Genomic DNA, 24,552 nt, shown 5'->3' on the forward strand with positions numbered 1-24,552 from the left:
ATGGCCGAGCAGCACAACCAAGGTGACGTCGAACTGGCACGGCGGCGCGCCGGGGCACTGGCGCCCGAGGACCCGTTGACCACCGACCACGGCGAGGTCGACGGCCCGGTCGACCTGATGGCGGTCCGCGCGGACGACATGCTGCTGGACAGCCTGTCCGCCACGCACCTGGACGTGAACCGCTCCATCGGCGACCAGGAACTCTCCGCGCTGCTGCTGTCCTGGCGACGGGATGTGGACGCGGAGCCGATCGGCGAGCTGGTCGACCTGGACACCGCGCTGGCCACCATCGAGGCGGCCAAGACACAGAGCCGTCGCCGCCACCGCTTTCTCATTCCGCTGGCCACGGCCGCGGCGGTGCTCGCGATCGGGTTCACCGGGGTCGGCCTCGCGGCCCGCTCCGCCGAACCCGGCGACACCCTCTGGGGACTGACCAGGGTGCTCTACGCCGACCACGCCCGGTCGGTGGAGGCCGCAGCCTCGGTGCGCGCGGACCTGGACATCGCCACCAACGCACTGCGGCAGGGCAGGCCGGACATCGCCAAGGCCGCGCTGGACCGGGCCGCCGCCGCGCTGGCCGCGGTCGCGGCCGAGGACGGCAAGGACACCCTGGCCCAGCAGCACGACACGCTCAAGGAGCAGGTCGGCGAGCCGCCCAACCCGAACACCGGCAACCCGTCCCCGGTGCAGCCGCCGCCGGTGGTGGTGGCCACCACCACCTCCAAGTCGGAGCCACCGCCGCCACCGAGCCCGACCACGACCACCCCGTCCTCGACCACCACGGTGCCGACCAGCACCACACCGCCGTCGAGCACGACGAGCACCTCGCCGTCCGAGGCGCCCACCGGCAGCGGTGGCAACAGCAGCAGCGGTGGCGGTCGCAGCACCGAGAACAACCCGCCACCACCGCCTCCGCCGCCACCGGCCACCGCGCCGCAGACGGTCCAGGAGACCCCGGCGGCCGTGGACAACTGAGAAAAGCTCCGCGCACCCCCTGTTCGACTCACTCGAACAGGGGGTGTTCGCGCTCTTGCCGCCGGGCAGTCCCGGGTCCACTGTGGAGCGTCTGAATCGGCTGGCTGGGAGCGTGCGGATGACACGGTGGCGCGGTCCGGGGTTCGAGTGGCGTGGTCTGTGGGGCGCGCTGGGACTGCTCGCCGGGGTGTTCGGCATGCTGGTCCTGCCACTGCTGGCCGATGCCGTGCTGGTCGAGCCGACGGTCACCGTGCGTGCCGGGGACACCGCGGCCCTGCGGTCCGACGGCGCCGGGAACGCGCGGCTGGACCTGAGTCCGCTGGCCGGGTTCCGGCAGCCCGCCAGCACCCCGCCGGACAGCTTCTCCGCCGGTCAGGACCAGGCCAGTGTCACCGTGGAGCTGAAGACCGGGGTGCTCGACCCGGCGGTGACCTTCGCCAGGATCGCCCGGCTGTACGAGCTGCAGGGGCGGCCGGTCACCCCGCTGGGTGAACTACGCACCGCGACCGGATTGACCGGGCTGGCCGGTGAGTTCGGCGGCGGCACGCTGGTGCTGCTGGGCGGGCCGGGTCCGGTGGTGACCGTGTCCGCGCAGGGGCTGGGCGCGCCGGTGCTGCGGCGGCTGCTGGACGGGGTGGTGATCGAGCCGTGACGATCACCTCGCCGGTGGCCCCGCGCTCGGGCTGGACCGTGCTGCTGCGCCGCCCGATGTTCTGGGCCTACCTGATCCTGTTGCTCTTCGGCCTGCGCTCGTTCGCCGGCGGCGATCTCTACGCCGCGGGCGGGGCGCCGATCGCCGCGCTCACCGCGGTGCTGGCGCAGTGCCTGCTGGTGGTGCTGTTCACCGTGCTGATCCGGCGGCTGGACCTGTTCGAGAAGGAACCGCCGGTGCTGCTGGCGCTGGCCTTCCTGTGGGGCGCCTTCGTCGCGCCCGCGGTGGCCGCCCCGGCCAACGGCGCGCTGCTCAGCCTGGCAGGCAAGACCGGCGGCGCGAGTTTCGCCGCGGACTGGGGCGCGGCGCTGGCCGGTCCGCTGTCCGAGGAGTGGCTCAAGGGCCTCGGGGTGGTGGCCATCCTGGTGATCGCCCGCGAGCACCTGCACCGGTCGCTGGACGGGCTGGTTTACGGCGCCATGGTCGGGCTGGGTTTCGAGGCGCTGGAGAACTTCGGCTACGCGGTCAACGCCGCGCTCACCGACGTCAACGACGATTTCTCCGCCGCGCTGGGCAGTTCGGTGGCCCGGCTGCTGTTCGGGGTCGGCGCGCACGTGATCTTCACCGGCATCGCCGGGTTCGGCCTGGGCTACGCGCGCACCGCCCTCGACCGCTCCCACGGGCACCGGGCGCTGGTCGCGGCCGGGGCGGTGCTGACCGGGTACGGGCTGCACGTGCTGTGGAACTCCCCGCTGCTCGGGCAGCTCGGCGTGCTTGGCGCGCTGGCCAAGTACGCGGTGCTGGTGCTGCTGTTCGCGCTGGTCTACCGGTACACCGCGCGCAAGGAGTTCGCCTGGTTCGCCGCCACCGTGCACGATGAGGACCCGGAGATCATCACCCCGCACGAGGTGTACGCGCTGCGCACCGGCCGGGCCAGGCGCAAGGCTCGCCGCCTTGCCCGGCGGCAGTACGGAAGCGTTGGCGCGCAACGGATGCATCAGCTCCAGGACGCGCAGCTGGCACTGGCCATCGCGCTGGAGAACAGCACGGATCACGAGCTGGACCCCTCCGTCGACCGGGCCCGGCACGACGTGCGGCATGCTCGTCTCGCCCTGGAGCAGCGAGGAGCCTGATGAGTCCCTTCCTCTCCGGTATGGACACCGCGCGGCGTCCTACCGGTCCCTGGCTCGCCCTGGTCGTGGTGGTGCTGCTGATGCTGCTGGTCGGCGGCGCGGGCGGGCTGACGGCCAACCTGCTGTTGACCGGCTCGACCGCGCCGGAGGGCACCCTGCGCGGTCAGGTGGCGATGCTGCTCGGCGGGTTCGCGCCGGTGGCGCTCGCGCTGTGGCTGTGGATCCGGTTCAAGGAAGGCCGCCCGCTGGCCTCCGTCGGCTTCGGCACGCCCCCGCGCCGGGCGCTGGGCGGGATGCTGGCGGCACTGCTCGCCTTCACCGCGATCGTGCTTGTCACTGTCCTGAGTGGACAGATGGAGTTCGCCGGGCAGCCGAGGTGGTCGCTGCTGCCAGGAGTGCTGATCGCGCTGGCCGCGTACGCGATCCAGGCCTCCACCGAGGAACTGCTGTGCCGCGGCTTCCTGCTGCAGGCGCTCACCCGGCGCTGGGGCGTGCTCGCCGCGGTACTGGTGCAGGCCGCGTTGTTCGCCGCGCTGCACACCGGGAACGTGGGCGGGTTGCAGGTGCTCGCGGTGCTGAATCTGGTGCTGTACGGGCTGTTCACCGCGGGCTGGGCGATCGCCGAGGGTGGGCTGTGGGGAGTCTGCGGCTTCCACCTGATGTGGAACTGGGTGCAGGGCAACGTTTTCGGCGCCTCGGTCTCGGGCACCTCGGTGCAGACCGCGTTGCTGAGCCTGCACGCCGGTGAGCCCAGCATCCTCAACGGCGCGGCCTTCGGCCTGGAGGCCAGTGTGCTGACCACGGTGGCGCTCGCGCTCGGCTGCGCGCTGGTGTTCGCCCCGGCCCGGCGGGCGAGCCGTGGCTAGCCCGCGCAGGCTGGTCTACCGCCTCGGCGAGCTGGTGCTGATCCTGCTCGGCTTGGCCGCGGTGCTGGGCGAACTGGTCAGCGTGTCCAGCGTGCTGCTGCTGGCGGTGTGGAACCTGGTGGCCTTCGGTTACGTGCTGCTGCGCTGGCGCCGGGTGCGCCACGCGCGGCTGGGCATGGAGGAGCGGGAAGACGGCTCGCCGGCCTGGCTGCACACGGTCGCCGGGCGCAGGCTGGGCTTCGTGGCCACCGTGCTGGCCAGTCTGGTCGGCGTGCTGTCCGGGCTGATGATCGTGCTCTACGACCGGTTCGGCATGGACGGCGAACAGACCTTCCTGATCAAGCTGATCGGTGCGCCGACCATCATCTTCGCCTGGCTGATGCTGCACTTCGGCTTCGCCGAGCGGTACGCGCACCTGCACTACGAGCTGGCTGGCGGGCAGGGCCTGGGCTTCCCGGACGAGGAGGAGCCGAACCTGGCCGATTTCGCCTACTTCGCCTTCACCATCGGCACCTCGTTCGCGGTCTCCGATGTCACCGTGCGCCGCCGCGAGCTGCGCTACGCCGTGCTGGTGCACAGCACGATGTCCTTTTTGTACAACACCGCCCTGCTGGGCATCGCGATCGGCGTGTTGACCGGGCGATAGGGCAGGGCTGCCGCCCCAAGGTGCGGCAGCGCGGGCAGCTGCCCGATTTAGTCGTTTTCGCTGGTTAGTTTCCGCTCCGCCAACTTCTTTGGAGGAGTGACGTGAGACAACGGCGGACATGGGCGGCGCTGGCGCTGGCCCTGCTGGTGGGCGGCATCGGACTGGTGCTGGCCAATCCGGCGCAGGCGGTGCCGGTACGCGGGCAGACCGGCTGGTCGGTGCTGCTGTGCAAGTTCAAGGACAAGGCCCAGGAACCGCAGAACCCGCAGTTCTTCCGCGATTTCCTGACCCAGGACGGCGCGGGCCAGGGCGGTCTGGCCGACTACTTCGCCGACCAGTCCCGCGGCCGGGTGACCCTGCACGGCTCGACGGTGCGCGGCTGGTACACCATGCCGTTCACCCTGGACCAGCAGCGGCCGAAGACCCGCTGGGACCGGATCCAGGACTGCGTGAACACCGCTGCCAGCAACGGTTACAGCGTGCCGGCCGGGCACCGGATCATCGCGATCCTCAACGACTGGGTGGACTCCGGCGCGGCCGGTGACCGGGTGCTGCTCGACCCCGGCGCCTGGAACGTCGGCTTCGCCGCGCACGAGATGCTGCACGGCTACGGCCTCGGCCACTCCTTCTCCGACGACCCGACCTACCGCAACGTCGAGTGGGCGCAGATCGGCGAGTACGACAACCCGTGGGACATCCAGTCCGCGATGAACATCCACACCTTCCAGACCGCGCGCTTCGGCACCAGCGCGGTCGGGCTCAACGGCTACTTCCGGGACAAGCTCGGCTGGCTGGCCAGGGACCGGGTGTTCACCCTGGGCGCGGACGGCGTGCGCACCCGCACCATCACCCTCTCCGCGCTGGAGACCCCGGGCACCGCGGGCACCCAGCTGCTGCGCATCCCTTTCGACGCCAACGATCCGTACCGCTACTACACGGTGGAATTCCGCAAGAAGACCGGCTGGAGCGCGGGCATCCCCGCGGACATCGTGATGCTCAACGAGGTGCGCAACGGCACCCCGTACCTGCTGCGCACCCGCGGCGGTGACCGGCACCCGGTGCAGTCCCTGGACGCCAACGGCGTGTCCGTGCGGATCAACAGTGTCAGCGGCAACACCGCCACGGTCACCGTGAGCACCAATACCGTGCAGGGCAATACCTACGGCCCCAACGCCTGCAAGAGCGGCTTCGTGTGGCGGGACGGCGACCAGCAGGACTACGTGTGCGTCAGCCACGCGGTCCGGCAGCAGACGGCCACGGACAACAACCTGGCCAACACCCGTTGGTACAACGGCCCGTACGGCCCGCACACCTGCGTGCAGGGTTTTGTCTGGCGGGATGCCTGGCCCGGTGACGACGTGTGTGTGACCCCGGCCAACCGGCAGCAGGCGCGTAACGACAACGCCGCGGTGCACAGCCGCATCGAACGACCTTGACGCTCGCCGCACTGAAGTGAAAAACCCGATGACCTAGGTCCCGTGCTCCCGTCCGGGGCGCGGGCCAGGTCGTCGACCCGATTCACCGAATGGGATGAGTCAGGCGGGCGGGTCGACCGTGAGCTGAATTACCGCTCGCCCTCGGTGTGAGTTACGCCATCCGCGTAACCCCGGCAGTACTCCCAGCTGACGTAGCTGGCCGGGTCGGGGTCGTAGGCGGGCTCGTGCGGGCGCATCCGGCCGTCGTCGAGGAGCTGCTGCAGGCTGGAACGCAGCAACTCCCAGTCGTGGTAGTGCGGCTCCCGGCAGTCGCCGCAGTCCACGACGATGCCACGGAGTCCACGCGGCTCCAGAAGTGCCTGGTAGACGGCCAGATCAGCCAGGTCGGCGAGCAGGTCGGCACGCTCGTCCTCGCCGAGTGGCTCGGCCGTTTCCTCCTCTGCCTCACCCAGCACCAGGGCCGGGTCCTCCGGATCCCCGGCGAAGGGATCGGGCGGCAACGCGTTGTGCGGCACGTGGGCACGGTACCTGGCTCGCGGCCGGAGGTGTTGCCGCCGGTCGGCCGGTTAGCATGTGGTCACCCGTTCCGCTGGCTCCACCGGGCCGGCGGGAACCACCGTGGGACCGGCGCACCAGGAAGGCCGACACCAGTCATGACCAGCGAGCTCACCGCTCACGGCATCCCGCCGAAGTTCGCCATGCTCGGCCTGACCTTCGACGACGTCCTGCTCTTGCCCGCCGAGTCCGACGTCGTGCCCGGCGCGGTCAACACCTCCAGCCGGCTCTCCCGCAACATCACCCTGCGTGTGCCGCTGGTCTCCTCCGCGATGGACACCGTCACCGAGGCCCGGATGGCCATCTCCATGGCCCGCCAGGGCGGGGTCGGCGTGTTGCACCGCAACCTCTCCGTCGAGGAGCAGGCCGCCCAGGCCGAGGTGGTCAAGCGCTCCGAGGCGGGCATGGTCACCGATCCGGTCACCTGTTCGCCCGAGGACACCCTGGCCGAGGTGGACGAGAAGTGCCGCCGCTTCCGCATCTCCGGCCTGCCGGTCACCGACGAGCAGGGCCGCCTGGTCGGCATCATCACCAACCGGGACATGCGCTTCGAGGTCGACCACTCCCGCCCGGTGCGCGAGGTCATGACCCAGATGCCGCTGGTCACCGCGCACGTCGGCGTGTCGGCCGAGGCCGCGCTCGGGCTGCTGCGCAGGCACAAGGTCGAGAAGCTGCCGATCATCGACGGTGACGGCAAGCTGCGCGGGCTGATCACGGTCAAGGACTTCGTCAAGACCGACCAGTACCCGCTGGCCACCAAGGACCCGGACGGCCGCCTGGTCGTCGGCGCCGCGGTCGGCGTCGGCGATGACGCCTACAACCGGGCGATGGCCCTGGTGGACGCGGGCGTGGACGCGATCGTGGTGGACTCCGCGCACGCGCACTCGCGCAACGTGCTGGACATGGTGGCCAAGCTCAAGCAGGAACTGGGCGAGTCCACCGACATCATCGGCGGCAACGTGGCCACCAGGGCGGGCGCGCAGGCGCTGGTCGAGGCGGGCGCGGACGGCGTGAAGGTCGGGGTCGGCCCCGGCTCCATCTGCACCACCCGGGTGGTCGCGGGCGTGGGCGCGCCGCAGATCACCGCGATCTACGAGGCATCGCTGGCCTGCGCCGCGGCCGGGGTCCCGGTCATCGGCGACGGCGGCATCCAGTACTCCGGCGACATCGCCAAGGCCATCGCGGCCGGGGCCAGCACGGTGATGCTGGGCAGCCTGCTCGCGGGCACCGCCGAGGCGCCGGGCGAGCTGATCCTGCACAACGGCAAGCAGTACAAGACCTACCGCGGCATGGGCTCGCTGGGCGCGATGCAGTCCCGCGGCCAGGCCAAGTCCTACTCCAAGGACCGCTACTTCCAGGACGACGTGCTCAGCGAGGACAAGCTGGTGCCCGAGGGCATCGAGGGCCGGATCCCCTTCCGCGGCCCGCTGTCCAACGTGGTGCACCAGCTCGTCGGCGGTCTGCGCTCGGGCATGGGCTACGCGGGCGCGGCCACCATCACCCAGCTCCAGCAGGCGCAGCTGGTCCGGATCACCGCGGCCGGGCTCAAGGAGAGCCACCCGCACGACATCACGATGACCGTGGAAGCGCCGAACTACACCACCCGCTGACTCGTCCTGCCAGGATGATCGTGGTTGGACAGTGCATTTCGGATGAGTGAAAGAGGATCGACGTGCGGGACCAGGTGGAGATCGGTGCGGGGCGCACCGCGTTGCGTGCCTACGGGCTTGACGACATCGAGATCGTGCCCTCCCGGCGCACCCGCTCCTCCAAGGACGTGTCGCTGGACTGGCGGATCGACGCCTACCGCTTCGACATCCCGCTGATCACCCACCCCACCGACGCGGTGGTCTCCCCGGCCACCGCGGTGCGCTTCGGTGAGCTGGGTGGGCTCGGCGTGCTCAACGCGGAGGGGGTGTGGGCCCGGCACGCCAACGCCGAGGACGCGCTCTTCCGCGTGGTGCAGGCGGCCGAGGAGGAAGAGGACCCGGCCGCCGCGGTGCGCATGCTGCAGGAGCTGCACGCCGCGCCGATCCGGGTGGACCTGCTCACCGAGGCCATCCGGACCGTGCGCGAGTCCGGCAACACGGTGGCGGTGCGGGTCAGCCCGCAGCACGCCGAGGAGCTGACCCCCGACCTGCTGGCCGCGGGCGTGGAGATCCTCATCGTGCAGGGCACCATCATCTCCGCCGAGCACGTCTCCAGGGACGGCGAACCGCTCAACCTCAAGCGGTTCATCGCCGACCTGGACATCCCGGTGATCGCCGGCGGGGTGGGCGACTACCGCACCGCGATGCACCTGATGCGCACCGGCGCGGCCGGGGTCATCGTCGGCTACGGCGAGTCCCACGCCAGCACCACCAACCGGGTGCTGGGCATCGGGGTGCCGATGGCCACCGCGATCGCCGAGGCCGCGGCCGCCCGCCGGGACTACCTGGACGAGACCGGCGGCCGGTACGTGCATGTGATCGCCGACGGCGGCCTGGTCTACTCCGGCGACATCGCCAAGGCCATCGCCTGCGGCGCGGACGCGGTGATGCTCGGCGAGGCGCTCACCGAGGCCCAGGACCTGCCCGGCCAGGGCTACTACTGGACCGCGGCCGCCGCGCACCCCTCGCTGCCGCGCAGCGACGTGGCCGGCTACACCAGCGGGCACAGCCTGGAGTCGGTCCTGTTCGGCCCGGCCACCAGCCCGTTCGGCACGCTGAACCTCTTCGGCGCGCTGCGCAGGGCGATGGCCAAGACCGGCTACTCGGACCTGAAGGAGTTCCAGAAGGTCGGACTGACGGTGCGCACGTGACCGTCCGGGACATCCTGGCGGAGAACGACCTGGTCGCCCTGGCCGAGTTCGCGCCGGGGGACAAGGAGCTGCTGGACAACGGCAGCGACGGCGCCTTCGACGTGGACCGGGACCACCGGGAGCAGCTGATCAGCTTCGAGGCCGGGCACGCCGTGGTGGTGGACCAGATCACCGGCGAGCTCCTCGGCGACGTCTCCTGGCACCCGGTCTCCTACGGCCCGTCCTACGCCTGCACGGCGTGGAACTTCGGCATCGCGCTGCTGCCCTCGGCCCGGGGCCGGGGGCTCGGCGTGGCGGCCCAGCGGCTGCTGGTCGAGCACCTGTTCGCCAGCACCGACCTGGACCGGGTGGAGGCATCCACCGATGTGGAGAACCGGGCCGAGCAGCGCGCGCTGGAGAAGGCCGGGCTGCGCCGGGAGGGCGTGCTGCGCGGGGCCCAGCTGCGGGACGGGGCGCGCCGGGACATCGTGGTCTACGGAATGCTCCGATCGGATCTGCCTTCGTCTTAATCGTTACTTCGGGTAACACCCTCTAGCGGCGGCGACGCGTTCTGCCTACCTTGGCTGCATGACCCAACTCGCCAGTAACAACGACTACGACGTCGTGGTGATCGGTTCCGGCTTCGGTGGCAGCGTCTCGGCGCTGAGACTGGCCGAGAAGGGTTACCGGGTAGCGGTGCTGGAGGCGGGGCGCCGCTTCGCCGACGAGGAGTTCGCCAAGACCTCCTGGGACCTCAAGCGGTTCCTGTGGGCGCCGAGGTTCGGCTGCTTCGGCGTGCAGCGGATCCATATGCTGCGCAACGTGCTGATCCTGGCCGGGGCCGGCGTCGGCGGCGGATCGCTGAACTACGCGAACACGCTGTACCGGCCGCTCAAACCGTTCTACCGGGACCCGCAGTGGGCGCACATCACCGACTGGGAGGCCGAACTCGCGCCCTACTACGAGCAGGCCACCCGGATGCTCGGCGTGGTGCCGAACCCGACCACCACCCCGTCCGATCAGGTGATCAAGGACGTGGCCGCGGACATGGGCGTGGCCGGGACCTACACCACCACCCCGGTCGGCGTGTTCTTCGACCAGCCGGGCCAACCCGCTGCCGACCCGTACTTCGGCGGCGCCGGGCCCGAGCGCACCGGCTGCACCGAATGCGGCTCCTGCATGACCGGCTGCCGGGTCGGCGCGAAGAACACCCTGATGAAGAACTACCTCTACCTGGCCGAGCGCAAGGGCGCCGAGGTCTTCCCGCTGACCACGGTCACCGGGCTGCGCAGGCGCGAGGGCGGGGGCTGGGTGATCGGCACCGAGCGCACCGGGTCCTGGCTGCGCAAGGGCCGCCGCACCTTCACCGCCGGCCAGGTGGTGCTGGCCGCGGGCACCTGGGGCACCCAGAACCTGCTGCACAAGCTGCGGGACAACGGCTCGCTGCCCAACCTCTCCGGCAAGCTGGGCCAGCTCACCCGGACCAACTCCGAGGCGATCCTGGGCGCCAAGGCGTCCAAGATCGATCCGAGCCGGGACTTCACCAGGGGCGTGGCGATCACCTCCTCCTTCCACCCGGACGAGGTCACCCACATCGAGCCGGTCCGCTATGGCAAGGGCAGCAACGCGATGGGCCTGCTGCAGGCCCCGGCGGTGGCCACCATGCTGCGGCACCCGCTGCTGACCCTGCGCAACCTCTCGGTGCGGGACTGGAGCCAGCGCACGGTGATCCTGCTGGTGATGCAGAGCCTGGACAACTCGATCACCACCTTCACCCGCAAGACCTGGCTCGGGCGCCGCAAGCTGACTTCCAAACAGGGCCACGGCGCGCCCAACCCGAACTCGATCCCGGCCGGGGTCAAGGCCGCCGAACTGGCCGCGGACAAGATCGACGGCATCCCGGGCGGGGCGATCAGCGAGATGTTCAACATCCCGATGACCGCGCACTTCCTCGGCGGCTGCCCGATCGGCCTGGACGCCGAGCACGGCGTGATCGACCCCTACCACCGGGTGCACGGCTACCCCGGGTTGTCCATCGTGGACGGCTCGGCCATCTCGGCGAACCTCGGGGTGAACCCCTCGCTGACCATCACCGCCCAGGCCGAGCGGGCGCTCTCGCTGTGGCCGAACAAGGGCGAGCCGGACATCCGCCCGGCCCAGGACGCCCCGTACCAGCGGCTCGCGCCGGTCCCGCCGGTCAGTCCCGCGGTGCCCACGGCCGCGCCCGGCGCGCTCCGGCTGCCCATCGTCAGCTGACCTCATTCCGCCCCTGGAGATCACGCTCAGTGGGCGGAATGGTGACGATCTCGGCCGTTGGGGTACGGCATGTAGCTGATCCATCACGGAATGTTCCGCGCGAGTGTGACCGCTGGCACAGTGTGGGGATGGATCAGCCGATAGAGGACGTCAGGGAGCGGGCATGAGTGCGGAGTGTGTGCTCGTGGTCGGCGGCGGCCCGGTCGGTCTGATGGGCGCGCTGCTCCTGGCCAGGGCCGGAGTGCCGAGCATCGTGCTGGAGGCGGCCCCCCGGCGGTCCGCGGTCGGCAGCCGGTCCATCTGCGTGCAGGGCGATGTGCTGGACATCCTGGAGCGGGTCGGACTCGGTGAGCGGGTGGCCGCCGCCGGGGTCACCTGGCACACCGGCCGCACCTACTACCGCGAGCACGAGGTGCTCACCGTCCGGCTGCCGCACCGGCCGGGCTTCCCGCCGTTCGTGAACCTGCCGCAGACCGACCTGGAACGGCTGCTGGACGAGCGGGTCGCGGCCGAACCGCTGATCACCGTGCACCTGGCGCACAAGGTGGTCGGACTGACCCAGAACCGGGACAGCGTCGAGGTCACGGTGGCCGCGCCGGTGGGCGAACGCACCTTCCGCGGCAGCCACTGCCTGGCCGCCGACGGCCCGCGCTCGCTGGTCCGCCAACTGCTCGACCTGCCGTTCCAGGGCTACAGCTTCCGGGACAAGTTCCTCATCGCCGACATCTGCGCCCCGCTCACCCACGCCGCGGAACGCCGCTTCTACTTCGACCCGCCCGCCAACCCCGGCCGCCAGGTGCTGGTGCACCCGCAGCCCGGCGGCCGCTGGCGGATCGACTGGCAGGTGCCGGATGACTTCGACCTGACCGAGCAGCGCAACAACGGCGGCCTGGAGACCCTGGTCCGCTCGGTGGTCGGGGAGGCCGACTACGAGCTGGAATGGGCCTCGGTCTACCGCTTCCACCAGCGCTGCGTGCCCGCGATGCGGATCGGCCGGGTGCTGCTGGCCGGGGACGCCGCGCACGTGATGAGCCCCTTCGGCGCGCGCGGGCTCAACTCCGGCATCGCCGACGCGGAGAACGCCGCCTGGAAGATCGCCTTCGACCGGGCTGGCTGGGGCGGGCCGGTGCTGCTGCACTCCTACGACGCCGAACGCCGGGCCGCGGCCAGGGAGAACCTGCGGGTCACCGGCGAGACCATGCGTTTCCTGGTGCCGCGCACCGGCGCCGAACAGGCCTACCGCCGGGATGTGCTGGAACGCAGCGTGCGCGAGGCCGCGGCCCGCGCCAAGATCGACTCCGGCAAGCTGGCCGAGCCCTACTACTACCTGGACTCCCCGCTGACCACGCCGGCCCAGCCCACCGAGATCGCCGCCTTCCCGCGGGATCCCGGCGAGGCCCGGCCACCGCTGCCCGGTGTGCTCTGCCCGGACGCCCCGCTGACCGGCCACGGGCGACTACGTCCACACTTCGGCCCCGAGTTCCACCTGCTCACCGTGGCCTCCCGGCCGCGCATCCCCAAGGGCCCGCCGGTGCACGTGCAGCCGCTGGAGGAGGCCGCCGACGGCGGCGCGCTGGCCGAGGCGCTGCGCATGCCGCCGGGCTCGGCCGCGCTGGTCCGGCCGGACGGTCACCTGGCCGCGGTGCTGCGTGCCGGGGACCTCGGCGCCGGGTTGGTCAGCGCGTTGCGTCGCGCGACCGGGTGGTGACCGGGCTTACACCCAACGCGGGCACCCCATCAGGCGTCTCCTGTACGGCAGGAGGTGAACGGATGGACCGTCGTGGATTCCTGCGGCTGGCCGGGATCGGCGCCGCGGCACTGGCCACCGGCGCGTGCGGCAGCGGCGAGACCGCCCCGATCAGCGGCACCAGCGGCAGCGCGCCGCCCCCGCCCGGCAGCACCGGCCCGCCCCCGCCGCCGGACTGGGCGGGTCTGCGCGGCAAGGTCAGCCTGCTGCTGCCGCAGGACCCGGAGTTCGCCAACGCCTGGTCCCCGTTCAACTCCGCGCTCACCCCGGCCCCGCCGGCCGCGCTGGCCCGCTGCGGCACCCCCGAGCAGGTGCAGGCCTGCCTGGACGTGGTGCGCCGGGCCAAGATCCCGGTGGCCGCGCGCAGCGGCGGGCACAGTTACGCCGGGTACAGCGCACCGGCCGGCGGTCTGGTGCTGGACGTCTCGCCGATGAACACCGTGCGGGTGCGGCCGGACGGCACCGCGATCATCGGCGCCGGTGCCAAACTCGCCGATGTCTACTCCGGGCTGGCCCGCGCCGGGCGCGCGCTGCCCGCCGGATCCTGCCCCTCGGTGGGCATCGCCGGACTCACCCTCGGCGGCGGGATCGGCGTGCTGGCCCGGAAATTCGGTCTCACCTGCGACCACCTCCGCTCCGCCCAGGTCGTGCTGCCGGACGGGTCGCTGCGCACCGCCTCGGCCGACTCCGAGCAGGAACTGTTCTGGGCCCTGCGCGGGGGCGGCGGCGGCAACCTGGCCATCGTCACCCAGTTCGAGTTCGGCACCGTGCCGGCGCCGGGGCTGACCGTGTTCTCGCTGCGCTTCCCGGCCGGGTCCGGGGCCGCGGTGCTCGGCGCCTGGCAGGACTGGATCACCGCCGCCCCGCCCGAGCTGTGGTCGATCTGCCACCTGCTCGGCGGCGCGCCCCCGGTGCCGGTGGTCGCCGGCTGCTACGTCGGCGGCGCGGCCGGGCTGAACCCGTTGCTGGACCGGCTGATCAGCGCCACCGGCGCGCGCCCAGGCCAGCGGCTGGTGCAGCCCAAGGGCTACCTGGACGCGATGCGGCACTTCGCCGGCAGCGGCGGCGGCAAGCGCGAGGGCTTCGCCGCCGCCTCCCGGATCATGGAGCACAAGATCACCGGCCTGGACCAGGTGGTGAGCCAGCTCCAGGGCCGCAAGATGGACCTGCTCTTCGACGGACTCGGCGGCGCGGTCGGCGACATCGGCGTGGCCGAGACCGCCTTCCCGCACCGTCAAGCCCTGGCCAGCGTGCAGATCTACGCCCCGGCCGAGCGCGCCGACCTGGCCAAGCAGACCAGCGCGGTCACCGAGGTGCAGCACACACTGACCGGGTTGGTCGGCAAGGGCAGCTACGTCAACTACCTCGACCCCGCGCAGCGGGACTGGGCGCAGGCCTACTACGGCCCGAACCTGGCCCGGCTACGCGCGGCCGCCGCCCGGTACGACCCGGACGGCGTGTTCCGCTTCGCCCAGGGGCTCACCAGCTGACGCCGGTGAGCACCACCACCCGCTCCTGCGTGAAGTCGGTCATCGTGGTGCGCACGCCCTCGCGTCCGACGCCGGAGCCCTTCACCCCGCCGTAGGGCAGCTGGTCCGCGCGGTAGGACGGCACATCGCCGATGATCACGCCGCCCACCTCCAGCTCGGTGCCCGCCCGGAACGCGGTCTGGATATCGTGCGTGAACACCCCGGCCTGCAACCCGTACGCGGAGTTGTTGACCTCGGCGAATGCCTCGTCCACGCCGTCCACCGCGGCCACCGCGAGCACCGGCCCGAAAACCTCCTCGCACCACACCTTGGCGTCCTTGGGCACCTCGGTGAGCACGGTCGGCGCCACCGTGGACCCGTCCCTGGTGCCGCCGGCCAGGATCTTCGCCCCGGCCCGCTCCGCCTCGGCGATCCACTGCTCCACCCGCTCGGCCGCGGCCACGTCGACCAGCGGGCCGACCTCCACGTCCGGGTCGTGCGGGCTGCCGGTGCGCAGCGCGCCGACCGCGCCGACCAGCCGGGGCAGGAAGTCCTCGTACACCGAGCGGTCCACCAGCACCCGCTGCACCGCGATGCAGGACTGCCCGGCCTGGTAGTTGCTGAACAACGCGATCCGCTTGGCCGCGAAGTCCAGGTCGGCCTCGGAACTCCAGTCCCCGCAGACCACCGCGGCCGCGTTGCCGCCCAGCTCCAGCACCACGTGCTTGCGCGGCGCCGAGTCCATGATGGAGAAGCCCACCGGCCCGGAGCCGGTGAAACTGACCACCGGCAGCCGCTCGTCCTTGACCAGCGCCGCGGTCGCCTCATTGCCCACCGGCAGCACCGAGAACGCACCCGCCGGGAGATCGGTCTCGGCCAGGATCTCACCCAGGATCAGCGCGGTCAGCGGGGTGCGCGGGGCGGGCTTGATGATGATCGGCGCGCCCACCGCCAGCGCCGGGGCGACCTTGTGCGCCACCAGGTTGAGCGGGAAGTTGAACGGCGAGATGCCCAGCACCGGGCCACGCGGGATCCGCTTGATCATCGCCACCCGGCCCTCGGCGGCCGGATCGGTGTCCAGCCGGGTCAGCTCGCCGGTGAACCGGCGGGCCTCCTCGGCGGCCAGCCGGAAGGTGTGCACCGCGCGGCCGACCTCGCCCACGGCCCACTTCAGCGGCTTGCCGTTCTCGGCGGTGATGATCTCGGCGATCTCCTCGGTGCGCTCGGCCAGCCGCTTCGACACGTGCGCCAGCGCGTTGGCCCGCAGGTGCGCGGGGGAGGAGCGGAACTCGGTGAACACCGCGGCGGCCGCGGCCACCGCGCGCTCGACCTGCTCCGGTCCGGGCACCCCGACGGTGGCCACCTCGCTGCCGTCGAAGGGATGGCGCACGACCAGTTCGGTCACCCCGGGTTCGGCGCTGCCGGCGATCCAGGACGGGCGGGGTTTCGGGGGCTCGAGGTCGGTCATGGAATCACCGTAAGCCTGCCCCCGGCCTCAGCACAGGGTGATCCCGGCGATCCGCTCGGCGTCGGCCAGATAGCCCAGGTCGTGGCCCTCGGCGAGGTGCTGGGAGAAGGCCGGGTGCCCCGCCGCGGCCTGCTCCCTGATCAGCCCGGCCAGCCAGCGCAGGTAGCGCACCACCCGGCCGGGCAGCAGCTCCGGCTCGGCCAGCTCGCGCCCGTAGGCCGTGCAGAACAGGTTCGCCCGGTGCGCGAAATCGGGCAGTGGGCTGAACCGGTAGGCCCCGTAGGCGATGTCCCACCAGCGCGGACCCGGCCGGGCCGTATCGAAGTCGATCATGCCGACCGCGTCCGGCCCGGCGAAGGCCAGGTTGTACGGCGCGAAGTCGCCATGCACGATCACCTCGGCCGGTTCGAGTGCCGGGAACTGCCAGCCGGTGCGCGGCAGCCGATCCACCAGCGTCGCGCTCGCGTCGTGGAACCGCCGCAGCAGCCGGGCCGCCGACACCACCGCCGCCTCCGTGCGCGGGTCGTCGGTCACCTCGCCCGGCACGAAGCTGAGCACCTCCCGGCCCTGCTCGTCGAAGCCCAGCGGCTCCGGCGCCTCGGTGAACCCGGCGCGGCGCAGACCACGCAGCAGCTCGTGCACGGCGGGTGTCCACCTGCTGGCGGTGCGTCGAACCGTGTCCCCGGCCCGCGCGACCTGCGTCACGCCCGCGCCCAGCAGCTGCTCCTCGTCCACCCCCGGACGTTAACCGGGCCCGTGCGGCTGGGAGAATCGGTTTCCCCGATCCCGGTCCTGACCTGGAGGTTCGCCACGGTGGCCAGTAACACCGACCGCCCCGTGCTCGTCGTCGACTTCGGCGCGCAGTACGCCCAGCTGATCGCCCGCCGGGTCCGCGAGACCCAGGTGTACTCCGAGGTCGTGCCCTCCACCGAATCGGTGGACGAGCTGATCAAGCGCAATCCGGCCGCCATCGTGCTCTCCGGCGGCCCGTCCAGCGTGTACGAGGACGGCGCCCCGCAGGTCGACCCGAAGCTGTTCGAGGCCGGCATCCCGGTGTTCGGCATCTGCTACGGCTTCCAGGCCATGGCGGTCGCCCTCGGCGGGGCCACCGAGCACACCGGCACCAGGGAGTACGGCCGCACCGAGCTGACCATCGCCGAGGACGGCGGGGTGCTGCACGAGGACCTGCCCGGCCACCACCCGGTGTGGATGAGCCACGGCGACTGCGTGACCAAGGCCCCCGAGGGCTTCACCGTCACCGCCACCAGCACCGGCGCCCCGGTCGCGGCCTTCGAGAACGTCGAGCGCCGTTTCGCCGGCGTCCAGTACCACCCCGAGGTCCTGCACTCCCCGCACGGCCAGGAGGTGCTGCGCCGCTTCCTGCACGAGATCGCGGGCGTGCGGCCGCAGTGGACCACCTCCTCGATCGTGGACGAGCAGGTCGCGCTGATCCGCGCCCAGGTCGGCGACGGCAAGGCCATCTGCGGCCTCTCCGGCGGGGTTGACTCCGCGGTGGCCGCGGCGCTGGTCAACCGGGCCATCGGCGACCGGCTGACCTGCGTCTTCGTCGACCACGGCCTGCTGCGCGCCGGCGAGCGGGGCCAGGTCGAGCGGGACTACGTGGCCGCCACCGGCGTCCGCCTGGTCACCGTGGACGCGCGCGAGCGCTTCCTCACCGCGCTGGCCGGGGTCACCGACCCGGAGGAGAAGCGCAAGATCATCGGCCGCGAGTTCATCCGGGTCTTCGAGCAGGCCGCCAGCGATCTGCAGACCGAGGCCGGCCAGTCCGGCGAGCACTACGACTTCCTGGTCCAGGGCACCCTGTACCCGGATGTGGTGGAGTCCGGCGGCGGCACCGGCGCGGCCAACATCAAGAGCCACCACAACGTCGGCGGCCTGCCGGAGGACCTCCAGTTCAAGCTGGTCGAGCCGCTGCGCGCGCTGTTCAAGGACGAGGTGCGCCGGGTCGGCCTGGAGCTGGGCCTGCCGGAGGTCATCGTGCACCGCCAGCCCTTCCCCGGACCGGGCCTGGGCATCCGGATCATCGGCGAGGTCACCGCGGCCCGCCTGGACCTGCTGCGCGCGGCCGATGCCATCGCCCGCGAGGAGCTGACCGCGGCCGGTCTGGACCGCACCATCTGGCAGTGCCCGGTGGTGCTGCTGGCCGACGTGCGCTCGGTGGGCGTGCAGGGCGACGGCCGCACCTACGGCCACCCGGTGGTGCTGCGCCCGGTCTCCAGCGAGGACGCGATGACCGCGGACTGGACCCGGCTGCCCTACGACGTCCTGGAACGCATCTCCACCCGCATCACCAACGAGGTCAACGACGTCAACCGGGTCGTCCTCGACGTCACCAGCAAGCCCCCGGGCACCATCGAGTGGGAATGACCCCCACCGCCGCCGACTTGGCCCAAGTGGGACGCCCACTTGGGCCAACCGGGCGTACGAGTTGGGCCAACTCGGCGGGTTAGGCGGAGGCTCGGCGGATCAGCTCGGTCGGGAGGATCTCCCGGCCGGGCGGCACGTCCTCGCCGGCGACCAGGCGGAGCAGGATCTGCACCATCCGGCGCATCTGCTCGCCGGGGTGCTGCCGGATCGTGGTCAGCGGCGGGTCGGACAGCGGGGCCACCGCGGGCTGGTCGTCGAAGCCGATCACCGCGATCTCCGCCGGCACCCGGCGGCCTTCCGCGCGCAGTGCGCGCAGCGCGCCGTCGGCCATCAGGTCGTTCGCCGCGAACACCCCGTCCAGCTCGGGCACCCTGGCCAGCAGTTCCCGCATGGCCTGCTCGCCGCCCTGCCGGGTGAACTCACCGCAGGCGCTCAGCCGCGCGACCCGGTCCTGATCCGCGCTCATCGCCTGCCGCCAGCCGGCCAGCCGGTCCAGCGCGGCCTTCTCATCCGACGGGCCGGTGATGGTCACCACGGTCCGGCGGCCCAGGCCGAGCAGGTGCTCGGTGGCCATCCGGGCGCCGCCCACGTTGTCGTTGTCCACCAGGTGCAGGCCGTCCTCGGGCAGCCACAGCTTGCCGCCGAAGACCACCGGGATGGGCAGGTTGGCCACCGCCTCCGGCAGCGGATCCTGCTTGTGCGGGGCCAGCAGCAGCGCGCCGTCCACGTGCCCGCCGCCGAGGAAGCGCAGCACCCTGGCGTGCGTGGTCTCGTCCTGGGTCAGCATCAGCACCATCTGGGTGTCCATCGCGGCCAGCTCCTCGGTGGCGGTGCGCACCACCGTGGCGAAGTGCGGGTCGTCGAAGACCTTGTTCTCGCCCTCCGAGAGCACCAGTGCGATCGCCTCGGTGCGCCGGGTGACCAGCGTCCGGGCCGCCTTGTTCGGCACGTACCCGAGCTGGCGGACCGCGGCGTGCACGGACTCGCGCGCCTCCGGGCTCACCCGGGGCGAGTCGTTGATCACCCGGGACACGGTCGCGCGGGACACACCCGCCACCGCGGCCACGTCTTCCAGGGTGGGGCGGCCGATTCCGTGCAGGGCTGGCGGCGTCTTCACCCCGCTATTAATACAGATATGGATCGAAAAAGCCGAATGCGCCGCTCCGGTGGGAAGAAACCACCGGGGCGACGCAATCGGGTCAAACGTGAATTCAGTATCGATTTGATTTCCGGCAGGTCTCCTACCTGCGTGGACGCAGGGAGTTCCCGAGCAGTGCCAGCCCGATGAACAACGCGATGGCGGCGATCGCCCAGCGCACGTCCACCACCTGCCAGATGACCCCGTCGGTGAGCGCGTAGGCGGCGACACCGAGGCCGCACAGCCCGAACAACACCATGAACAGGCTTGCCTTCGGCTTGCGTTCGGTCTGCTGTTCAGCCGACACGGTGCACCTCCACGCTTCCCGGTCCCTGCACTTCCGCGCGCAGCCGCAACTTGCCGCCGCCGGGGCCGTCGGCCCCGTTGTCGTCCAACTTGACCTCGCCGCCGCCGTTGCGCTCGTTGCCCAGGCACTGGACCGAGCCGATCGCGGACTTGCAGAAGAGGTCGAGGTCCACGTTCTTGGGCACGATCACCTGGATCGTCCCGGCGCCCACCACGATGCTGGTGCTCGCGTTGACCTTGGGGTCATTCAGGTCCAGCGCGCTCAGGTCCAGCTCGATCGAGCCCGCGCCGAGCCGGTAGGTCGGCTCCAGCTGACTGACCGAGGTGATCCGGTAGTTCCGGTCGCCGACGGTCTGCGTCCAGTACTGCGAGGCGGTCAGCCCGATCGCCACGATGGCCACCGGGAAGCCCAGCACCACCAGCAGTCTGCCGCCACCGCGGAAGGCCCCGACCATGGTGCCGATGGCCAGCACCGCGACCACCATGCCCGCCACGTGCGGTGCGGTGAACCAGGGCACCAGCCCGGCCAGGATGCCGGACACGCTGCCCACGATGAAGGCCAGCGCCAGCGTCACCGCGGTGACCCTGGTCTTGCGCTTGGGTTCCGGCTCGGCCTCCACCTCGGTGGTGCGGCGCGGCTCCGGCAGGTCCCAGGCGAACGGCGCGGCGCCCAGCGGATCCCACTGCGGCGGGGTGCCCGCGGCCGGGTAGGTCACGGCCGGATAGGTCACCGGCGGGAAGCTCGGCGCGGGCAGCTGCTCGCGGCGGGCCTGCGCCTCCGGCGTCTCCGGCGTGCTGATCGACTGGGTGACCTGCGGCGCCTCGGCCGGGTGCCCGGCGGTCGTCCCGGTCACCGGCGCGTCCGCGGCCTGCGTGCTCGTCTCGGCCACCGGCTCGACCCGGCTGGTCACCTGCTCCTGGTGGATGCCCAGGTCAACGGTGTGCTGGGGCTCCGGGGCAGCCGAGGTCTCCTGGGCTGCGGGCGGCGGCGGGGTCAGCAGGTCCATGGTCGGCTGTTCCGGCGGCGCCGGGGGCACGTACGGCCCGGGGTTCATGGTCGTCTCCGGCGCGGGGAAGGGCGGCATCGGCGGCGGCACGAAGCTCGCCGCGGGTGGCGGCGCGGGCATCTTGCCGCGACTGCGGTGCAGCAGGTAGGCCAGTCCGACCACCATGACCAGCGCGAAGATGCCGCCGATGAAGGTGGTGGCCGCCCAGCCGAAGGCGGGCAGCATGCCGAAGAGCAACAGCAGCGTCAGCACCTTGGGCGTGGCGCTGTGGCCCCGCCCGAGCAGCGACTCCAGCGGGGAGACCCGGTCCTCCGGACCAGGCAGCAACAGCCACCCGGCCAGGTAGACGATCAACCCGATGCCGCCGTACACCGCCGTCACCACGAGCCCGACCCGGATCACGACCGGATCGAGCGCATAGCGATTGCCGATCGCGGCGGCCACCCCGGCGATCTTGCGATCGTCCTTGGGCCGCCGTGGCCGCGACGACCACAGGTCGCGCAGCGTCTCCTCGACGCGCATGTTTCCGTCCGTCCCGCTCACGATGAACAGCTTCGGTCATCCGGTCGCTCCGCCACATCAGGGAAGCCCCCCGACCTCACCCCGAGGCCTGGTCTCCGGGTTCCGCCCCGATGCGGGCCCTACTGCCCGCGTGTGACCATGCCATGGTGAACTCCCAGGCCACGTCGGGCAGCACCGACCGCAGCGGCGTGGGCCAGCCGCCCGTCAGCACGGGCGAGGCCACCATGGTGCTCCCGCTGCGCATGTACCGCCGCCGCAACGGCCGCATCCTCGCCGGGGTCGCCGGCGGCCTCGCCGAGCACCTCGGCGTCAACGTGTTGTGGGTGCGGGTCGCCTTCACCGTGCTGGTCGCCTTCGCCGGCGCCGGCGTGCTCGCCTACGGCCTGCTGTGGCTGCTGGTGCCGCAGCGGATGGCCGGGGCCGAACCGCAGACCGACACCCCGGTGCAGCGCCAGCAGGCCATCGGTGTGATCGCCATCGGCCTGGCCATGGCGCTCGCGCTGAGCATGTGGAGCGGCGCGATCAGCGGCTGGGTGGTCGGCCCGCTGGGCGTGGCGCTGGCCGGCGCCGCCCTGGTCTGGCGGGAGGCCGACGAGGCGCAGAAACGGCGCTGGCGGGACTCGGCCAAGTCCGGGATGCTCGGCCAGGGCGGCCGGATGGCCGTGCTCCGGATGGGCGCGGGCATCCTGTTCGCCGCCACGGGCATCGTGTTCTTCCTGGTCGGCAGCGTGGACCTGAACCAGGCCCAGCTGGCCGTGCTGGCCGTGATCACCACCCTGCTCGGCGTCGGCGTGCTCACCGTGCCCTGGTGGCTGCGCCTGGTCCGCGACCTGAACGAGGAGCGCCGGGCGCGCATCCGCACCGAGGAACGCGCCGAGATCGCCGCCCACCTGCACGACTCGGTGCTGCAGACCCTCGCCCTGATCCTCAAGCAGTCGGACAACCCGCGCGAGGTCAGCAGGCTGGCCCGCGGCCAGGAACGTCAGCTGCGGAACTGGCTCTACGGCCCGGCGGGCTACGGCCGCGGCGCCGCCGCCCCCGAGGCCGAGGAACCCGCGCACGGCGTGGCCGGGGAGAGCGTGGCCGACGCGGTGGCCATCGCCTGCGGCCAGGTCGAGGACACCTTCGCCATCCGGGTGCAGCAGGTCGTGGTCGGCGACTGCCCGCTGGATGACCGGCTGGCCGCGCTGGTGCAGGCCGCCCGCGAGGCCGCGGTCAACGCGGCCAAGCACGCCGGGGTCAGCGAGGTCAGCGTGTACGCCGAGGTCGAGCCCGAGGTGGTCTACGTCTTCGTGCGCGACCGGGGCGCCGGATTCGACCCGGAGGCGGTGCCTGCCGACCGGCACGGGCTCGCCGACTCGATTCACGGCAGGATGGAGCGCAACGGCGGGAAGGTGCGCGTGCGCACCGCGCCCGGTGAGGGCACCGAGATCCAGCTCGAGATGCCCAGGGCGAGCAAGGAGGCACGGACGTGAGCGAAGAGGTCGAGAGCACCGGGACCCCGGCGGAGGCCAAGGGACCGGTCAGGGTCTTCCTGGTCGACGACCACGCGCTCTTCCGCGCGGGCGTGCGCGCCGAACTGGAGGCGCACGCCGAGGTCGAGGTGGTCGGCGAGGCCGGGTCGGTCGGCGAGGCGGTCGCGGGCATCGGGCACTTCCGCCCGGACGTGGTGCTGCTGGACGTGCACATGCCCGACGGCGGCGGCAACGAGGTGCTGCGCCGCGCCCGCAAGGCATTCCCGGACGTGGTCTTCCTCGCGCTCAGCGTCTCCGACGCGGCCGAGGACGTCATCGCGGTGATCCGCAACGGCGCCCGCGGCTACGTCACCAAGACCATCTCCGGCCGCGAACTCGTGGACGCGGTCTGCCGGGTGCGCGAGGGCGACGCGGTCTTCTCCCCACGCCTGGCCGGCTTCGTGCTGGACGCCTTCGCCGACCGGCCGGGCGCCGCCCCGATCCGCGACCCCGAGCTGGACCTGCTCACCCCGCGCGAACGCGATGTGCTGCGCCTGCTGGCCAGGGGTTACGCGTACAAGGAAATCGCCTCGGAGCTGTTCATCTCGATCAAGACGGTGGAGACGCACGTGTCCAGCGTGCTGCGCAAGACCCAGCTGTCCAACCGCTACGAGCTGTCCCGCTGGGCCTCCGACCGCCGGCTGGTCTGAGCGACGCGGCCCGGCGGCGAGCGCCGGGCCGCACCGCTCATTTCCCGGCGGTGGCCGCCGTGGGCACCGGCAGTGGTTCCGGTGCGGCGACGGCCACCTTCGGCTGGCGCCGGGCCAGCATGACCCCGGCGAGCACCACGACCATGCCCAGCACCACCCGGAGTCCGATTTCTTCTTGCAGCACCAGCGCGCCCAGCAGCACCGACACCAGCGGCATCAGGTAGGCCACGGTGGTCGCGCTGGTCGGGCCCTCATCGGCGATCAGCCGGTAGAAGAAGATGAAGGCGATCCCGGTGCCCAGCACGCCGAGCACGGTCACCGCGCCCACCGAGGCGAAGCTCAGGTGCACCGGCTGCAGCCCGGCGACGGGCACCGCCAGCGCGATCAGTGCGGTGGCCGAGATCATCTGCGCGGCCGAGACCACCACCGGCGGCAGCCCCTCGCCGGCCAGGAACCTGGCCATGTACAGCGCGCCGATGCCGTAGCTCACCGCGGCCGCGGTGATCGCCAGCGCGCCGCCGAGTTCCGAGGTCGCGCCCTGCCACGGGGCGAAGATCACCAGCGTGCCGGCGAACCCGATCGCCAGGCCGATCGCCCGGACCATGCTGATCCGCCGTTCCTGGCCGACCACCAGGCCGAGCAGCACCGTCCACAGCGGCACGGTGGCGTTGAGCACGCCGGCCATGCCCGAGTCCACGGTCAGCTCGCCGATGCCGAACAGGGTGAACGGCAGCACGTTGCTGAAGAAGGCGGCCACCACCAGGTGCCCCCACAGCCGGCCGCCACGCGGCAGCCGGAGCCGCTGCACCCGCACCACCGCGAGCAGCACCAGCGCCCCCAGCCCCACCCGGATCAGCACGATCTGCACCGGGGAGAACCCGGTCAGCGCGAACTTGATCCACAGGAAGCTGGAGCCCCAGAACAGCGCCAGCAGGCCCAACCGCACCAGATTGCCCTTGGATGTCACGTCAACAACGGTGCGCTCCGCAACCTGTCAGCACAAGTGAATACTTCTACACGACCCTTTAGCGAATCTGTACAGTCG

The 24,552-nt window shown here is 71.9% G+C and carries 22 protein-coding genes; 15 read left to right on the forward strand and 7 right to left on the reverse strand.

Features of this window, described 5'->3' with window-relative positions:
* From MZC64_RS03645 to MZC64_RS03670, 6 genes are all read left to right on the forward strand, one after another.
* Positions 1–975, forward strand: a complete 975-nt coding sequence (locus MZC64_RS03645; RefSeq protein ID WP_247755619.1) for an anti-sigma-D factor RsdA — start codon at positions 1–3, stop codon at positions 973–975.
* A 118-nt stretch (positions 976–1,093) separates the two neighbouring features.
* Positions 1,094–1,627, forward strand: a complete 534-nt coding sequence (locus MZC64_RS03650; protein ID WP_247755620.1) for a hypothetical protein — start codon at positions 1,094–1,096, stop codon at positions 1,625–1,627.
* Complete coding sequence (locus MZC64_RS03655; RefSeq protein ID WP_247755621.1) at positions 1,624–2,760, forward strand: PrsW family intramembrane metalloprotease; 1,137 nt, start codon at positions 1,624–1,626, stop codon at positions 2,758–2,760. Before MZC64_RS03650 ends, MZC64_RS03655 begins: the two co-directional genes overlap by 4 nt.
* Positions 2,760–3,626, forward strand: coding sequence for a CPBP family intramembrane glutamic endopeptidase (locus MZC64_RS03660; protein ID WP_247755622.1), 867 nt, complete (start codon positions 2,760–2,762; stop codon positions 3,624–3,626). The genes MZC64_RS03655 and MZC64_RS03660 overlap by 1 nt, the downstream gene beginning before the upstream one ends.
* Positions 3,619–4,272 carry a DUF1345 domain-containing protein gene (locus MZC64_RS03665; protein ID WP_247755623.1) on the forward strand — a complete coding sequence of 218 codons (654 nt, stop codon included), beginning with the start codon at positions 3,619–3,621 and terminating at the stop codon, positions 4,270–4,272. The genes MZC64_RS03660 and MZC64_RS03665 overlap by 8 nt, the downstream gene beginning before the upstream one ends.
* Before the next feature lie 101 nt (positions 4,273–4,373).
* Entirely contained in the window at positions 4,374–5,708 is a 1,335-nt protein-coding gene (locus MZC64_RS03670; RefSeq protein ID WP_247755624.1) for a hypothetical protein, read from the forward strand.
* A gap of 128 nt (positions 5,709–5,836) precedes the next feature.
* Here MZC64_RS03670 and MZC64_RS03675 read toward each other — a convergent pair whose 3' ends face one another.
* The gene (locus MZC64_RS03675) at positions 5,837–6,223 is read right to left on the reverse strand and encodes a DUF5319 family protein (RefSeq protein WP_247755625.1); all 387 of its coding nucleotides are present in this window, start codon (positions 6,221–6,223) and stop codon (positions 5,837–5,839) included.
* 138 nt (positions 6,224–6,361) lie between these two features.
* Here MZC64_RS03675 and guaB point away from each other — a divergent pair, with 138 nt between their 5' ends.
* The 6 genes from guaB (at position 6,362) to MZC64_RS03705 (ending at position 14,535) form a co-directional block, all read left to right on the forward strand.
* Positions 6,362–7,873 carry an IMP dehydrogenase gene (gene guaB, locus MZC64_RS03680; RefSeq protein WP_247755626.1) on the forward strand — a complete coding sequence of 504 codons (1,512 nt, stop codon included), beginning with the start codon at positions 6,362–6,364 and terminating at the stop codon, positions 7,871–7,873.
* A gap of 62 nt (positions 7,874–7,935) precedes the next feature.
* Positions 7,936–9,063, forward strand: coding sequence for a GuaB3 family IMP dehydrogenase-related protein (locus MZC64_RS03685; protein ID WP_247755627.1), 1,128 nt, complete (start codon positions 7,936–7,938; stop codon positions 9,061–9,063).
* Entirely contained in the window at positions 9,060–9,572 is a 513-nt protein-coding gene (locus MZC64_RS03690) for a GNAT family N-acetyltransferase (RefSeq protein ID WP_247755628.1), read from the forward strand. Before MZC64_RS03685 ends, MZC64_RS03690 begins: the two co-directional genes overlap by 4 nt.
* 58 nt (positions 9,573–9,630) lie before the next feature.
* A complete protein-coding gene (locus tag MZC64_RS03695) occupies positions 9,631–11,298 on the forward strand; it encodes an FAD-dependent oxidoreductase (RefSeq protein WP_247755629.1) in 1,668 nt (555 codons plus the stop codon).
* A gap of 163 nt (positions 11,299–11,461) precedes the next feature.
* Positions 11,462–13,006: an FAD-dependent monooxygenase gene (locus MZC64_RS03700; RefSeq protein WP_247755630.1), complete on the forward strand. Its 1,545-nt coding sequence runs from the start codon at positions 11,462–11,464 to the stop codon at positions 13,004–13,006.
* 62 nt (positions 13,007–13,068) lie between these two features.
* On the forward strand, positions 13,069–14,535 hold the full coding sequence (locus tag MZC64_RS03705) for an FAD-binding oxidoreductase (protein ID WP_247755631.1): 1,467 nt from the start codon (positions 13,069–13,071) through the stop codon (positions 14,533–14,535).
* On the opposite strand, the gene MZC64_RS03710 is transcribed toward MZC64_RS03705, so the two are convergent.
* Together MZC64_RS03710 and MZC64_RS03715 are read right to left on the reverse strand one after the other, a co-directional pair.
* Positions 14,525–15,982 carry an aldehyde dehydrogenase family protein gene (locus MZC64_RS03710; RefSeq protein WP_247755632.1) on the reverse strand — a complete coding sequence of 486 codons (1,458 nt, stop codon included), beginning with the start codon at positions 15,980–15,982 and terminating at the stop codon, positions 14,525–14,527. The two genes, MZC64_RS03705 and MZC64_RS03710, sit on opposite strands and share 11 nt — an antisense overlap.
* A 27-nt stretch (positions 15,983–16,009) precedes the next feature.
* Positions 16,010–16,717: an aminoglycoside phosphotransferase family protein gene (locus MZC64_RS03715; protein ID WP_247755633.1), complete on the reverse strand. Its 708-nt coding sequence runs from the start codon at positions 16,715–16,717 to the stop codon at positions 16,010–16,012.
* A 78-nt stretch (positions 16,718–16,795) separates the two neighbouring features.
* Between MZC64_RS03715 and guaA the strand changes: the two genes are divergently transcribed.
* The gene (guaA, locus tag MZC64_RS03720) at positions 16,796–18,370 is read left to right on the forward strand and encodes a glutamine-hydrolyzing GMP synthase (protein WP_247755634.1); all 1,575 of its coding nucleotides are present in this window, start codon (positions 16,796–16,798) and stop codon (positions 18,368–18,370) included.
* 79 nt (positions 18,371–18,449) lie between these two features.
* On the opposite strand, the gene MZC64_RS03725 is transcribed toward guaA, so the two are convergent.
* From MZC64_RS03725 to MZC64_RS03735, 3 genes are all read right to left on the reverse strand, one after another.
* Complete coding sequence (locus tag MZC64_RS03725) at positions 18,450–19,487, reverse strand: LacI family DNA-binding transcriptional regulator (RefSeq protein WP_247755635.1); 1,038 nt, start codon at positions 19,485–19,487, stop codon at positions 18,450–18,452.
* A 124-nt stretch (positions 19,488–19,611) separates the two neighbouring features.
* Entirely contained in the window at positions 19,612–19,815 is a 204-nt protein-coding gene (locus MZC64_RS03730; protein ID WP_247755636.1) for a hypothetical protein, read from the reverse strand.
* The gene (locus tag MZC64_RS03735; RefSeq protein WP_247755637.1) at positions 19,805–21,343 is read right to left on the reverse strand and encodes a PspC domain-containing protein; all 1,539 of its coding nucleotides are present in this window, start codon (positions 21,341–21,343) and stop codon (positions 19,805–19,807) included. Before MZC64_RS03735 ends, MZC64_RS03730 begins: the two co-directional genes overlap by 11 nt.
* Positions 21,344–21,486: 143 nt before the next feature.
* Here MZC64_RS03735 and MZC64_RS03740 point away from each other — a divergent pair, with 143 nt between their 5' ends.
* Both MZC64_RS03740 and MZC64_RS03745 read left to right on the forward strand, forming a co-directional pair.
* Positions 21,487–22,818: a PspC domain-containing protein gene (locus MZC64_RS03740; RefSeq protein ID WP_374205609.1), complete on the forward strand. Its 1,332-nt coding sequence runs from the start codon at positions 21,487–21,489 to the stop codon at positions 22,816–22,818.
* Positions 22,815–23,507 (forward strand): response regulator transcription factor, encoded by a 693-nt coding sequence (locus MZC64_RS03745; protein WP_247755638.1) that lies wholly within the window; start codon positions 22,815–22,817, stop codon positions 23,505–23,507. The genes MZC64_RS03740 and MZC64_RS03745 overlap by 4 nt, the downstream gene beginning before the upstream one ends.
* 37 nt (positions 23,508–23,544) lie before the next feature.
* On the opposite strand, the gene MZC64_RS03750 is transcribed toward MZC64_RS03745, so the two are convergent.
* Positions 23,545–24,474, reverse strand: coding sequence for a DMT family transporter (locus MZC64_RS03750; RefSeq protein ID WP_247755639.1), 930 nt, complete (start codon positions 24,472–24,474; stop codon positions 23,545–23,547).
* Positions 24,475–24,552 lie beyond the last annotated feature (78 nt).

The organism is Crossiella sp. S99.2 (assembly GCF_023094165.1).
Classification (GTDB): Bacteria; Actinomycetota; Actinomycetes; order Mycobacteriales; family Pseudonocardiaceae; genus Crossiella.